At 66.0% G+C, this 14,211-nt stretch carries 10 protein-coding genes; 4 read left to right on the top strand and 6 right to left on the bottom strand.

What is annotated here, in order from left to right; genetic code table 11:
• The first annotated feature begins 80 nt into the window (after positions 1-80).
• Positions 81-1,568: a nucleobase:cation symporter-2 family protein gene (locus QFZ47_RS19230; RefSeq protein WP_307657137.1), complete on the top strand. Its 1,488-nt coding sequence runs from the start codon at positions 81-83 to the stop codon at positions 1,566-1,568.
• Between the two features lie 7 nt (positions 1,569-1,575).
• Here QFZ47_RS19230 and QFZ47_RS19225 read toward each other — a convergent pair whose 3' ends face one another.
• Complete coding sequence (locus tag QFZ47_RS19225; RefSeq protein ID WP_307657136.1) at positions 1,576-2,433, bottom strand: aldo/keto reductase; 858 nt, start codon at positions 2,431-2,433, stop codon at positions 1,576-1,578.
• 121 nt (positions 2,434-2,554) lie between these two features.
• Between QFZ47_RS19225 and QFZ47_RS19220 the strand changes: the two genes are divergently transcribed.
• From QFZ47_RS19220 to QFZ47_RS19210, 3 genes are all read left to right on the top strand, one after another.
• Positions 2,555-4,699, top strand: a complete 2,145-nt coding sequence (locus QFZ47_RS19220; protein WP_307657135.1) for a sensor histidine kinase — start codon at positions 2,555-2,557, stop codon at positions 4,697-4,699.
• Positions 4,696-5,310 (top strand): response regulator transcription factor, encoded by a 615-nt coding sequence (locus QFZ47_RS19215; RefSeq protein ID WP_307657134.1) that lies wholly within the window; start codon positions 4,696-4,698, stop codon positions 5,308-5,310. Before QFZ47_RS19220 ends, QFZ47_RS19215 begins: the two co-directional genes overlap by 4 nt.
• 147 nt (positions 5,311-5,457) lie before the next feature.
• Positions 5,458-6,816: an MFS family transporter gene (locus QFZ47_RS19210; RefSeq protein WP_307657133.1), complete on the top strand. Its 1,359-nt coding sequence runs from the start codon at positions 5,458-5,460 to the stop codon at positions 6,814-6,816.
• 22 nt (positions 6,817-6,838) lie between these two features.
• On the opposite strand, the gene QFZ47_RS19205 is transcribed toward QFZ47_RS19210, so the two are convergent.
• From QFZ47_RS19205 to QFZ47_RS19185, 5 genes are all read right to left on the bottom strand, one after another.
• Positions 6,839-7,768, bottom strand: a complete 930-nt coding sequence (locus QFZ47_RS19205) for a porin family protein (protein WP_307657132.1) — start codon at positions 7,766-7,768, stop codon at positions 6,839-6,841.
• A complete protein-coding gene (locus QFZ47_RS19200; RefSeq protein ID WP_307657131.1) occupies positions 7,765-9,102 on the bottom strand; it encodes a glycosyltransferase family 2 protein in 1,338 nt (445 codons plus the stop codon). The genes QFZ47_RS19205 and QFZ47_RS19200 overlap by 4 nt, the downstream gene beginning before the upstream one ends.
• 186 nt (positions 9,103-9,288) lie before the next feature.
• Positions 9,289-12,585, bottom strand: a complete 3,297-nt coding sequence (locus QFZ47_RS19195; protein ID WP_307657130.1) for a pilus assembly protein — start codon at positions 12,583-12,585, stop codon at positions 9,289-9,291.
• A gap of 17 nt (positions 12,586-12,602) precedes the next feature.
• The gene (locus QFZ47_RS19190) at positions 12,603-13,154 is read right to left on the bottom strand and encodes a pilus assembly PilX family protein (RefSeq protein WP_307657129.1); all 552 of its coding nucleotides are present in this window, start codon (positions 13,152-13,154) and stop codon (positions 12,603-12,605) included.
• Entirely contained in the window at positions 13,151-14,206 is a 1,056-nt protein-coding gene (locus QFZ47_RS19185; protein WP_307657128.1) for a PilW family protein, read from the bottom strand. Before QFZ47_RS19185 ends, QFZ47_RS19190 begins: the two co-directional genes overlap by 4 nt.
• Positions 14,207-14,211 lie beyond the last annotated feature (5 nt).

The raw sequence follows: 14,211 nt of genomic DNA, 5'->3' as shown, positions 1-14,211 counted from the left end.
GTTTGGCGTACACAACGAGTGGACGCCACGCGCACCCGCGCCGTCCACACCTTTCCCCTTGCCGCTGCAGGAGAAACGCAATGACGGCCGACACCTCTTCCACAGTCCATCCCGTGGACCAGCGGCTGCCTTCGGGCAAGCTCGCGGCACTGGGCCTTCAACATGTGCTGGTGATGTACGCGGGGGCCGTTGCGGTGCCGCTGATCGTCGGCCGTGCGCTCAAGCTCTCGCCCGACGAGGTGGCGCTGCTGATCTCGGCCGACCTCTTCTGCTGCGGCATCGCCACGCTGATCCAGGCGCTGGGCGCCACGCAGTGGTTCGGCATCAAGCTGCCGGTGATGATGGGGGTGACCTTCGCATCGGTTGCGCCCATGGTGGCCATTGCCAATGCCAACCCGGGGCAGAACGGCGCGCAGCTGCTGTTCGGCGCCATCATCGGCGCGGGCGTGGTGTCGATACTGATCGCGCCGCTGGTGAGCCGCATGCTGCGCTTCTTTCCGCCGGTGGTCACGGGCACCATCATCGCGGTGATCGGCATCAGCCTGATGCGCGTGGGCATCAACTGGATCTTCGGCAACCCGGTGGGGCCGACGGCACCCGCGCTGGTGGACCCGGTGTATGCCAAGTGGCTCGCGGAAGTGACTTCGCCGGGCAGCTCGATTCCGGCGGTGCCCAAGGGCTTTGCCATCATGCCGACGGTGCCCAACCCCAGGTACGCGGATCTGCCGGGCTTCGGCGTGGCGGCGCTGGTGCTGGTGTCGATCCTGCTGATCGTCAAGTACGCGAAGGGCTTCATCGCCAACATCTCGGTGCTGCTGGGCATCGTGATCGGCGCGGTGGTGGCCTCTGCCACGGGCCTCATGACCTACGAGAAGGTCGGCAAGGCGGCCTGGGTGGACGTGGTGCTGCCCTTCCACTTCGGCATGCCGCAGTTCGACCCGATCCTGATCCTCACGATGACGCTCATCATGATCGTGGTGATGATCGAGTCGACCGGCATGTTCCTCGCGCTCGGCGAAATGACCGACCGCAAGATCGGGCAAAAGGACCTGGCCCGCGGCCTTCGCACCGACGGCCTCGGCACGCTGATCGGCGGCATCTTCAACACCTTTCCGTACACCAGCTTTTCGCAGAACGTGGGGCTGGTGGCCGTCACGGGCATCAAGAGCCGCTATGTCTGCGTGGCCGGCGGCGTGATCCTGATCGTGCTGGGCCTGCTGCCCAAGATGGCGGCGCTGATCGAATCGCTGCCCACGGTGGTGCTCGGTGGCGCGGGCCTGGTGATGTTCGGCATGGTGGCAGCCACCGGCATCCGCATTCTCTCGGGCGTGGACTTCAAGACCAACCGGCACAACGCGATGATCGTGGCGGTGTCGATCGGCATCGGCATGATTCCGCTCATTGCACCCAACTTCAAGCAGTGGATGCCGCATGCGATCCACTCGCTGATCGAGTCGGGCATTTTGCTGGCGTCGATCAGCGCGGTGCTGCTGAATCTGTTCCTCAACGGTGCGAAGCACGACGAGCAGGCCGTGATCGCCGCGGCCAAGCAGGCCGAAGCACACTAGAAACTGCTCAGATCATCGCCAGCGGTGTCTTGCGGCTTGGCGGCGGATGCAGGCGGTCGAGTTCGGCAAGGGTTGCCGCATCGAGCTTGAGGTCGGCGGCGGCGAGGTTCTCTCGGAGGTGCGCGCTGCGCACGGCCTTCGGGATCGCGGCGACACCGGGCCGCGCGATCACCGCGGCCAACGCGAGTTGCGCGGCGCTCACGCCGAGCCGCCCGGCCAGTTCTTGCAGGGCCTCGTCCGCGGCCAGCGCGCCCTGGTCGATCGGGCTGTAGGCCATCAGCGGCATGCCGCGTTCGCGCAGCCAGGGCAGCAGGCTGAACTCCGGGCCGCGTTCGGCCAGCGACAGGTACACCTGGTTGGCCGCGCAGCCGGGACCTGAACCGATGAGGGGCGCCAGCTCTTCCATGTCGTCGGTGTCGAAATTGCTCACGCCCCAACGCGCGATACGCCCCTTGGCCACCAGCGCCTGCATCGCATCGACCGTTTCGCGCAGCGGATGGCTGCCGCGCCAGTGCAGCAGGTACAGGTCGATTGTGTCGAGACCGAGCCGCTTCAGGCTGCGCTCGCAGGCCTCGGGCGTGTCGCGCCGGCTCGCGTTGTGCGGGTAGACCTTGCTGACGATGAAGAGCTCGCCGCGCCGCACGTCGCCCGCGCGCAGGGCCTCTGCAATGGCCTGGCCGAGCACGGTTTCGGCTCCGCCCTCGCCGTACATCTCGGCGGTGTCGATCAGCCGGTAGCCCGTGGCGATGGCTTCGCGCACCGCGGCAACTTCGGCCGCATGGCGGCCCGCGATCTCGCCCATGCGCCAGGTGCCGAGGCCGAGCACCGGCCTCTCGCCGCCGGCCGGGAGTGAAAGGGTTCGCATGAGGGCGATGGTACGGCGGCCCTGCCGGCCGATCCGGGGATCAGGGCAAAATCCCGGTCGCCGCTCCGGTCGGCCCCCGCCTCCCATGCCGCCCCTGCCTCCCCTCCCGCCCGAAACGCCAATGGCTCGCGCCCGCCCCGGCCGATGGCGCACGCTGCTCGCCTGGACGGCCGCTATGGCCGTGGCGCTGCTGCTGATCGGCGCCGCCGGCCAGTGGGCCGCGGCCCGCGAGGCCAGCTTCCAGGCGGACTCGATCCGCCGCGCGATGGAAGTCCACGTGCTGGGCCTGCGCGATGCCGCCGGCAAGTACGGCTATCTGCCGCGCACCGCGGGCATGCACCCCGACGTCTTCGACGTGCTGGCCCATCCGCGCGACCCGGCTGCGCAGCAGCGTGCCAACCGCTACATCGAGGAAGTGAACCGCCACGCGGGCTCGGACGCGCTCTACCTGATCGACCTGCAAGGCCTCACGCTGGCAGCGAGCAACTGGGCCACGCCGCAGAGCTTTGTCGGCGAGTCCTATGCCAACCGGCCCTACTTCATCGACGCGCGCGCGGGCCGCAGCGGCCTCTTCTACGGCGTGGGCCAGACCACCGGCGAGCCCGGGCTCTTCATGTCCGCGCCGGTACGCTCCGAGGCCGGCGCCGTGCTGGGCGTGCTGACGGTCAAGATCAGCCTGCGGCAGCTCCAGGAGGCCTGGACCTTCGCGCGCGAACCGATCCTCTTGGCCGATGCGCGCGGCATCGTGTTCCTGAGCTCGGTGCCGGCGTGGATGTACCAGGCCACGCGGCCTCTCGCCGCCGCCGACCTGGAGGGCATGAAGCGCGACCAGCAGTACGGCGCCCGCACCGGCTTCTCACCGCTGCCATGGACGGTGGAGCGCGAAAAGGGGCACCCGGGCTACCTCGTGCGCACCGAGATCGGCGGCAAGGCGCGCCGCTTCCTCGCGCTGGACGAACCGCTGCCCGACCTCGGCTGGACGCTGACCGTGATGGCCGACCACGCCGAGGTCACCCGCGCACGCGAACGCACCTGGATGCTGGGCCTGCTGTGCGCGGGCGTGCTGCTGCTGGGCGGGCTGTACTGGCAGCTGCGCGAGCGCCGCTTCGCCGAACAGCGCGACGCGCGGCGCGACCTGGAGCTGCGCGTGCGCGAGCGCACTCACGCGCTGGACGAGGCCCACGCGTTTCGCAAGGCGATGGAAGATTCGCTGCTGGTGGGCATGCGCGCACGCGACCTCGAAGGCCGCATCATCTACGTCAACCCGGCCTTCTGCGAGATGACCGGCTACGGCGCCGACGAACTGCTCGGCCGGCTGCCGCCCTACCCCTACTGGCATCCCGACGACGTGGCGCAGCATTGGCTGCACTACCAGGCCATGATGAGCGGGCAGCCCGCGCGCTCGGGTTTCGAATCGCGCCTGCGGCACCGCGACGGGCACGAGGTGATCACCATGGTCTACACCGCGCAGCTCATCGATGCCGATGGCCGCCACAGCGGCTGGATGAGCTCGGTGGTGGACATCACCGAGCAGAAGCGCGCCGAGCTGCGCCAGCGCCAGAACGACGAGCAGCTGCAGCATGCGCAGCGCCTGGCCAGCCTGGGCGAGATGGCCTCCACCCTGGCCCACGAGCTGAACCAGCCGCTGATGGCGCTGAGCAATTTCGCGAGCGCCGCCAAGGCCTTCGCGGAACAGGGCAACCAGGCGCTGCTGGCCAGCAGCCTCGACGAGACCGTGGCGCAGGCCCGGCGCAGCGCCGAGATCGTGCGGCGCATCCGCGGCTTCGTGCGCCAGCGCACCGCCGGCACGGAAGATTGCGCGGTGGCGGCACTGGTCAGCAATGCGCTGGCGCTGCTGCGGGGCGAGATGCGGATGCGCCAGGCGCGCGCCGAGGTGCGCCTGCAGGCGGATCTGCCCGAGGTGCGCGGCGACCGCGTGCTGCTGGAACAGGTGCTGCTGAACCTGCTGTCCAACAGCCTGCATGCCATGCAGGCCGTGCCGCCGGAACAGCGGCTGGTGGAAATCGACGCCGAGGTCCGCGAAGGTCGCATGCACGTCCACGTGGCCGACCGCGGGCCGGGCATCGACGCCGCGCTGGCCGAACAGGTGTTCGCGCCCTTCTTCACCACCAAGGCCGGCGGGCTGGGGCTGGGGCTGAACATCTGCCGCACCATCGTCGAAGCCCACCGCGGCCGGCTGTCCTTTGCCAATCGGGCGGGCGGTGGCACAGTTTTCACCCTCGAACTGGAGATCTCGGCCCCGTGACCGCTCTTGCCAACCACCTGTGCGTCGTCGACGACGACGAGGCCGTGCGCCGCTCGCTGGGCCTCCTGCTGCTGTCGCGCGGCCATGCGGTGCAGGCCTTTGCTTCGGGCGAGGCCTTTCTGGCCGGCGCCGACCTGCAGCGCCCGGGCTGCGTCGTGCTGGACCTGCGCATGGAGGGCATGAGCGGGCTGCAGGTGTTCGATGCGCTGCGCGCGCAGGACAGCCCGCTGGTGGTGATCTTCCTGTCCGGCCACGGCGACATTCCGATGGCGGTCGAGGCGGTGCAGAACGGCGCCTTCGGCTGGCTCGAGAAGCCCTGCAACGACGAGCGCCTGCTCGAGAGCATTGCCAAGGCGCTGCAGAAGGCCGAGGAGATCGCCGTGCGCCGGCAGGCCCGCCAGGCCGCCGAGGCCCTGTGGTCCAAGCTGACGCCGCGCGAGATGCAGGTCGCCCGGCTGGTCGCCCAGGGCCTGCCCAACAAGCGCATTGCGCAGGCGCTTGCGCCGCTGGAGCAGCGCACGGTGGAAACGCACCGCGCCCACGTGTTCGCCAAGCTCGGCCTGTCGAACAGCCACGAACTCGACCGCTTCCTGCGCGAGCACGCGTTGTAGCTCTTTCTAGGTATTTACCCTTGCGTACACGTACGCAGCGGCGCGGCGGGCGGCTACGGACGACGGCGCGCCCTTGGCGCGACAGACTCCCGGGCACGGCTTTCCGCGGCTCCGCGGGGGGCCACAGCCAGAGACAAGGACCCCCGAATGACCGCTATTGCCAGCGCCAGCGCCACCGCCGGTGCCTCCAGTCCGGACGCCACCAGCGCCAACGCTCCCAACACCACGCCCTACACCTTCGAGGAAAAGCGCAAGCGCATCTTTGCCATCTTCGCCGCCTCGTCCGGCAACCTGGTGGAGTGGTTCGACTTCTACGTCTACGCCTTCTGCGCGATCTACTTCGCGCCCTCGTTCTTTCCCAAGTCAGACCCCACGGTCCAGCTGCTGAACACGGCGGGCGTGTTCGCCGCCGGCTTCCTGATGCGCCCGATCGGCGGCTGGCTGTTCGGCCGGCTGGCCGACCGCAAGGGCCGCAAGACCTCGATGGTGACCTCGGTCGTCATGATGTGCGTGGGTTCGCTGGTCATCGCCTGCCTGCCCACCTACGCGCAGATCGGCGCCTGGGCGCCCGCGCTGCTTTTGGCCGCGCGCCTGCTGCAGGGCCTGTCGGTCGGCGGCGAGTACGGCACCACCGCCACCTACATGAGCGAAGTGGCCATGCGCGGCCAGCGCGGCTTCTTCTCGTCGTTCCAGTACGTGACCCTGATCGGCGGCCAGCTGCTGGCCGTGGTGGTCGTGGTGGTGCTGCAGCAGGTGCTCGACGAGGCCGAGCTCCGGGCCTGGGGCTGGCGCGTTCCCTTCGTGCTGGGCGCCGTGGCCGCCATCGTGGCCCTGATGCTGCGCCGCACGCTGACCGAGACCGCCAGCACCCAGACCCGCGCCGCCAAGGGCGCCGGCAGCGTCGCCGAGCTGTTCAGGCACCACAAGCGCGCCTTCTTCGTGGTGCTGGGCTACACGGCCGGCGGCTCGCTGATCTTCTACACCTTCACCACCTACATGCAGAAGTACCTGGTGAACTCGGCCGGTATGTCGATCAAGACCGCCAGCAACGTGATGACCGCCTGCCTGTTCATCTACATGTGCATGCAGCCGCTGTTCGGCGCGCTGTCGGACCGCATCGGCCGCCGGAGCAACATGCTGCTGTTCGGCGCGCTGGGAGCGCTGATGACCGTGCCCGTGCTGAGCAACCTGCAGAGCGTGGGCAGCCCGCTGATGGCCGGCGTGCTGATCACCGTGGCGCTCGCGGTGGTGAGCTTCTACACCTCGATCAGCGGCATCGTGAAGGCAGAGATGTTCCCGCCCGAAGTGCGCGCGCTGGGCGTGGGCCTGTCGTATGCCGTGGGCAATGCCATCTTCGGCGGCAGCGCCGAATACGTGGCGCTGGGCCTGAAGTCGATCGGCCACGAGTCGTACTTCTACTGGTACGTGACCGCGATGATGGGCGTGGCCTTCATGGTGAGCCTGCTGCTGCCGAAGCAGGCGAGCTATCTGCATCACGACAAGTAGCCGGGCAAGAGGGGCCTCGGCCTCAGAAAAGTATCACCCACTCCCCGCGCAGGTAGCGGTACTGGTAGCTGGGCCCCGAAAAAGTGGTGCTGCGGCTGTAGCCGGCGCCAAAACGAAAGACCTGCGAGCCCCTCACTGGGCTTTGCAGGTTCACGTCCAGCAATCGCGTCGGCTGCCGGAACTCGTGGTTGATCGTCTCGGTGCCGAGCCCCGCCGTGACAGCGAGGGTCCAGCCCTGGAAACGCTGCCGCCAGCCGACCGCGAGCATCGCCTCGCTGTAGTTCTTCGGATTGAAATAGGCCCGGTCCACATCCTCGTGGCTGCTGCGATATGTTCGATAGCGCGCCTGCAGGGTCAGCCCCAGGTCGAGCGACGGCTGGTAGATCAGCCGCAGGCGGCCGTGGTCGCGCCGGTTGCCGTCGGAAAAATACTGCTGCGCCGCCAGCCCGACCAGGGTCACGTGGCTTCCAAGCCCCTGATCCACGGCCACCCCTACAAATGAAAAATCGATGCCGCGGTCCAGCGACTTCGGGGTTTCGACCCAGTCGCGCGTCACCAGGAACTCCACCGCCGTGCTCTTGGTAGGCGACAGGCGGTAGCTGCCGTCGAGCGTGAGCAGCGTATGCCCGCCCTGCTCGAACGCGCCAACCTCGATCGCGCCTCCATCGGTGGTCTTCGTTTCGACCGAGCGGGCCAGGAACGAAATCTTCTTTCCGGCCCTTTGCCAGTTGTCCTGCCTGTATTGATAGTCGCCGAGCCGGAACCCCAGGTAGCGGTCGGCATTTTCAAAGGCGGGAAAGAATTCCACCGACACCCGGCGCGACTGAAAATCATCGCTGTCGCCCGTGACGAAGAATTCCGTGCCAAAGGCCATGCCTTCCGCCCGGCAGGGAGCGATCAGCACCAGGCATCCCAATGGAACCGCGGCAAGATACTTCAAGAGCCCGGTCATTTGGTTCCCCAGGCCTTGGGCTTCCTGAACAATTCATCGAGATAGCCGAGCACGCTGGCGGGCTGCAGGATCAGGCTGTACAGCAGCACGTAGACAAAGAATCCCTGGACATTCTTTCGCACCACCAAGCCTGTTTTCCTGAACATCCGGCGTTCGATCCTGAACATGAGCAGGCTCAATGCGAACGTGGCCGGTATCAGCGCCAGTGTCATGATCCCCACGATCCAGTGATAGCCGAAAAGGGCAAGCACGATTCCCGGAATGAAGCCGATGGTGCAGGCCAGGTCCAGCCACGGGAACAGCAGGTTCCAATAGATGAAGAACGTCGACAGCCGCGGCTTGACGAGAATGCCCGGGTGCTTGAGGAAGGCTTCCGCCATGCCGCGCGCCCACCGCTGGCGCTGCTTGACCAGCTGCTTGACGGTGGTGGGCACGTTGGTGAACAGGCACGCATCCTCGCAGTGGCCCACCCGGTAGCCGGCTTTCAGCAGGGCCCAGGTGAGCACGATGTCCTCGCCCACGCACTCGGGCCATCCGCCGACCTCGACCAGCGCAGCGCGGTCGTAAATGGAAAATGCGCCTTGCGCAACCAGAGTGCCCTGAAACAGCGATTGCACGCGCTTGATGGCGGCAATTCCATGGAAATAATCCCATTCCTGGCAGCGCGTGATCCAGTTCTGCCGTGAATTTCGCACCAGGATTTTTCCCGCAACCGCGCGTGTATGGGGCGGATCGGCCCGATAGCGCTCGACGATGCTGGTCAATGCTTCCCGATATAGAAAAGAGTCGGCGTCGACGGTGATGACCAAGTCATGCGCCACTTCCTTGAACCCGATGTTCAGGGCACGCGCCTTGCCCCCGTTTTTTTCCAGATCCAGGAAGGTCAGCCACGGGTATCGCCCCCGCGCACGCTCGACGACAAGAGACGTGCCGTCCGTGGATCCGTCATTGATCACGATCACCTGGATTTCGCCAGGGTAGTTCTGCCGATCGATGCTGACGAGCGTCTCGTCGATGGAAGCTTCTTCGTTGTAGGCGGCAATCAGGATGGAAATCGGCGGATAGACCGCCAGCACGGGATGCGGCGGCCGCCTGTCCAGCAGCAGGCTGATGGCCAAGAACGCATTCATGAAGCCCGGCACGATGGCAATGCCATACACCAGGAAAATGGCCAGGGCGGTGCCGACCTGGTTTTTCAGATCGGCCAGCCAATGATCGGCGGCCCATATGGAAAACACCATCCACGCGCAGGCGCCAATCAACGCAATAAAAAATTTGCCCGACACCGGGAGGTAGAACGTCGGTTGCAGCGTCTTCTGGCTCTCTTCGTTCATAACGGCTTTCGACAATCCAACGAATGTAAGGCTCACGGAACAATCCGCACAGTCTGGTTACATTTTTGGAGGCAAGCCAGCAACGATGAAGCGAGGAGTGCGGCTGACCGAGGCAGCCTGGGAGCCCCCAGCCTGCACGCCATCAACAAATCGGGGGAGATTCAAATCTCCCCGGTTCGCCCTCTTTCAGCGATCGGTTTCGCGGAACCAGTAGGTTCTCTTTCGCGTGGCCCTGAGCGGAATGATCGGCTTCTGGGCGCCGAGGCCCGATTTCCCGTCTGCACCGGAGCCACCGCCGCCGCCGATCAGGAACGGCAACTGACGATCCGTGCCGCCGACGTTGACCGTGACGATGCCGAACACCGGCGAAGGCGCCAGCCCGCCGCCGTCGAGCAGCCTGGAGGTCGCACTGCCCGTCAGGAAATTGACGCCATAGCTGCGCGCAGCACCCAGGTTCGCCAGGCAGCTGGTGGTGCTCGGGACGATGGGCTGATTGGTGCCGAAATAGACGGTGCCGCCCACGGTGGTCGGCGCATTCACGCCCTTTTCTCCCGATCCGCTCAGGGTCCTGTAGAACCCGCCCAGCGTGCCGTCGTACGGGGTGGAATCAGTGACGTGAAACAGCGCGAGCGGCGCTGCGTCCGCGGTGCTGCTGGTGTCATCGCGCACGGGCGTCCAGGTGGACGCGTTGCCGCCCACGTTGGTGTCCTTGAGCATGTAGAAGCGGTTCACGATGCTGGTGGCCTTCTGGGTCAGCAGCGGGTGCTCCCGGTCGCCGGTGATGTCCAGCACCACGTCGTAGTTCTTCGTCAGCACCACGTCGGGCGGGGAGAAGAACTTGCGCTTGGTCGTGCCGGTTCCGCCCAGCGCCGCAAACTGCGTCGCCTGCCAGGTGCTCAAGTCGCCGGTGCCCGTGGGCTGGAGATCGACGCGCCAGATGTTGCCGCCGGTGTCGGCCGCATAGAGCCGATCGATGTAGCCGTCGAAATCGCGATCCACCAGCGTGACGTCGCCCGGAATTGCATAGTTCATGCCCGCCAGCGTGCAGGGGTTGCCGGTGCACGTCGTACCGCTACCGCCAGGGCCGGCCTGCCAAAGCATGGCACCGGTGACCGCGTCGACAATGAAGATCCCGCGGCCCATGGTATCGGCCACGGGCGGTTCAGCGTCTTCGTTGGTGTCGTAGCCGGCACCGAAGATCAGCACCGGGTTCGTGCGGCCCTTGATCATTGCCACCTTGGGCTGCGACCAGGTCTGCCCGAGTTCCCCAAAGCCGGTATCGGTATTGGTGCGCTTCCACATGAACTTCGGGTTGGCCGGATCGCTCACGTCCAGTGCATAAAGCAACCGGCCGCCGCGGCGCGCCGACAGGAAGAGGTAGGCTTTGCCTGTAGTGCTGTTCTGGTAGACGCCCGGCGCGCCATCGAAGAAGTAGGTCTTCGGCGTGCCCGTGGAGGAGTTGCCCAGCTTGAGCGCCGGGCTGTTCTGGTAAAGCCGCTGAAGGCCCGAGTAAAACTCCGAGGGAACGAAGCTCCACAGCTCGCCGCCTGGGGGCACGCTGGCGGTGGCACCGGTGGCGTCCTTCACGGTGATGGCGCACGTCGTCGACACCGTGCAGTTGCCCTTGGGCTTGGTTTTGTCGGTCGGATTGTTGGGTTGATTGCCATTGACGGCGCGGAACATGCCGTCATTCGCGCCGTAGAACACCACCACGCCGGTCGTGCCGCCATAGTCGATCACCGCGGGCCGCGAGTGCAGCACGTCGCCATGCACGGAACCACGGATCGTGATGCTGGAATCTGGCAGGGTGCTGCCCTCAGTCCCTGCCGCGGAGTCGCCTGCTGCGAACGTGTCATCGCCCCGAGCCCAGTTGATCAAGTTGACGGCCGTTATAGAGCTCGACGCCGGGATTCCAAGCGCGGTTGACGTGAGGTTCGTGTTACCGGCCTTGAAAGGCATCGTGCTCAATGCCGCATTGGCGGTGCAACCGGTGCCGACGCATGTGTAAACGTTGCGCGCCGTTGTCGCGCTTGCCGTTGACGTCTGGGGGTAGCTGTCTTTCAGGTACTTGAGGCGGATCTGCTGCCCGACGCCGCCTTTTTCGACGATCTGTCCGTCCGCCCAGTCGTAGCCGTCTGCGGCGCCTTGCGCCTTGAACGCATTGAGCCAGAAGCCGCCCTTGGAGTCAGGAAGCGAAGCGATGTTCTTGGAGGTCCAAAAGCTGACCGCCGAGGGCGAGATGAACCCGGTGCCCGCTGCGCTCAACGCCCGGTTGGCGTTGGTGCCTTCGGAATAGTTGGGGTCACCCCATGAGGCGTCAGCGAGAAACAGCTGTGGCGCGGTCGGATCGGTGATGTCCACGCCGAACTGGTACTGCTTGAGATTGCCCATCCAGCGCGGGTTTTCGGAGCCGTCGGGGCGGAACATGCCCATGTAGATCTGGTTGACGTAGGTGCCCTGCGTGTTGGCACTCACCGGCAACACAGGCGCTGCGAACACGCTGTTGACGGCCTGCACGTCCGTGAACACCCGTTTGATGGCATCGGCCAGTCCTTGGACGTCGCCGAGCTTCACTACGTAGTAAGCGCCGCCGCCCTGGTTGGCCATGCTGACCATGAGCTGCTCGTAGTCCGGGTTGCTACCGTCGCTCAGGATGATGGTGTAGGTGGTGATGGCCGGATAAGGCGTCTTGAGGTTGGGCGAAGTCCCCGTGTACATGAAGTTCGCCCACTCGTCGGAGTAGTCGCTCTGGTACTTGCCCGCCGCCGTCTTCCATGCTGGCAGCGCCACCTGGGCGGGAAGCGCGGTCAGGGCTTCGGCTGTCTGCAACGCCGAACCACCCACATTGCCGCTGTCCTGCGGTTTCTGATTGTTGGTGGCGAGCGTGATGTAGAGAACGAAATTCCTGGAACAGGCCTGCTGGTTCGTCAGCCCCGGGTAGGCGGTGCCGGATAGGCCGGTCTTGCCCTGGTAGAAGGCCCATGCTTCCTGCATGGCCTGGGCAGTCTGGTTGTTGTTGCTCTTGTCGCTGGCAAGGCTCAGTGCAGCGACCCGCGTGAGCATCTGGTTGACACCGTTGCCGTCGGAGCCGTTGCCATCCATCAGCCGCAGCGAATTCGGCGCCGGCGACGCCGCAGGCAGAACGAAGGTGCCGCCGTTGGTTCCCCCGGTGGGCAAATACATCAGGCCCAGGCTAATGTTGCCGTTCAGGGAAGCGTCCGTGGCGACGGACTTGATGGCGCTGTACAGCCCGCATTGCTCGAAGCCCAGGTTCTTCGACGGATCCTTCACTGTCAAGTCGGGGCAGGTGAAGCTCGAACTCGCACTTGCCGCGGCCGAGTTGTCGAGGAGCAGCAGCAGATTGGGGGCGCCACCGCTGGTCGTGCCCTGATAGATGTCGATGTCGTCGGCCCGCGCTCCCGCGCTTGCCAGTGCAAGCAATGCCAGGGCACCCAACTGCCAGAAATTCGAGGGCTTCTTCATGTCCAACTCCCGTTCGATCAACATGCCGCGCCCACTGCGACGCGCACTGCAATGCCCTGGTGAGTCGGGGCCGTGGCAGCGCCACCGGCGGGCGGCGTGGTGCTCGCACTGACGTCCCAGTTCGAGTTCGAGCACAGCGAATTGCCGCCCGCGCTGCTGCCGGCGATGCCCGTGTTCTGCGAGGCGCCGCTCACGTAGCAGGGCTGGTCGCTGGTCAGGCTCGCATCCAGTTCACTGAGCTTGATGGGCTTGATCCCGGTACAGACGGGCGCTGCCACCGCGGCGGAATAGGAGGAGCCGGTCTGGCCGCTGTTGTTGATGTCCACCGCGATGGTGCTGGCCACGGGCATCGAGGTGAAGTCTCTGCTGATCGTCGTTTCGATGGCCTGCATCGCGGCCGCATTGGCCTCTTGCTCGGTCTGCATGTTGCCGACCAGCTTCGTGTTGACGTTGGTGACCTTGACGGCCGAAACGACCATGAGCGTCAGCACCACCAGGAAGATCATGGAGACCAGCAAGGTCGCACCCGATTGGCCCCCGCGCGGGCAGGCGTTGTTCGAACGGTTCATGGGACTTCTCTCTGGCCCGAGCTGTTGTTAAGGCGGGCCACCGTGCTGTAGACGTGCCGCTTGACGTGGTCGTTGAACGGGCCGGCCGTTGGCGTGGCCAGGCCCATGTCGTAGGTTCTGGTGTCGGTCCAGCCGCCGCTGGCCTCGGTGTTGCGCGCCAGCAAGTGAATGCGGATCGCCATCACGTTGGCCCAGTTGGCCGCGGCCGCCGTCCAGTCGTAGGCAGGCGACGTTTGCGGGCAAACCGCCACCGCGACTTCCGCTGCGGGGGGGCTGCCCGGGTTGCTGGTGTAGCAGTCGGGCGAGCCACTGGAATCCATGTCGACGCCGTAGTCGAACTGCAGGTTCTCGATGCCTTCCACCAGCGGCGTGACGGTCATCGCGCCGTTCAGGTATTCGGCCATCTTGAGCGTGGGCGTGGTGTCGGTGCCGCACACGTTGCAGGTGCTCACGAAGTACACGTGCTGCACGACCTTGCGCAGCGGCGCGAGATTGGCCGCCAGGCAGTCCTTCTTCCTCAGCGTGAAGCTCGACGCCGAAGAGCCGGCCGCAGCCACGAAGGGCAGCAAGTCGTTCGCGCAGGCGGAGATCTGCAGGTAACGCTCGCCGCTGACAGCCGACGCCACGTTCACGGCATTCGTGCTGACGCGCGTGACGACCAGCATGGCGGTGCCGGACATGACGTGGTCGAGGCAACTCGGAACGCTGCCCAGCGCGTAGACCGGCAACGGGACGCTGGAGGTACCGGGACTCGTCGTTGCCGCATAGCCCAAGTCGGCAATGCTCGCCGGGCAGCCCACGGGGGTCGAGGTGGAAAAGGCCGTGCTCGAAGATGCGCCGACAAAGCCGGCCAGCTGCAGGTCTTCGCTGAGCACCTGCAAAGCGTAGCGCCCGTTGTCGATCTGGCGCGAAGACTTGTCGAGCTCCGAGCGCGAGCTCACGGTGGACACCAGCAGGCTGCTCAGGCCGATCAGAAGGAACAGGCCCAGGGTGATGGCCACCATCAACTCGACCAGCGTGAAGCCGCGGCCGGTTCGCCGGCAATGGAACATGGTTC

Source organism: Variovorax paradoxus (genome assembly GCF_030815975.1).
Lineage (GTDB): Bacteria > Pseudomonadota > Gammaproteobacteria > Burkholderiales > Burkholderiaceae_C > Variovorax > Variovorax paradoxus_N.
This window is presented reverse-complemented; position numbering and strand designations above follow the sequence as displayed.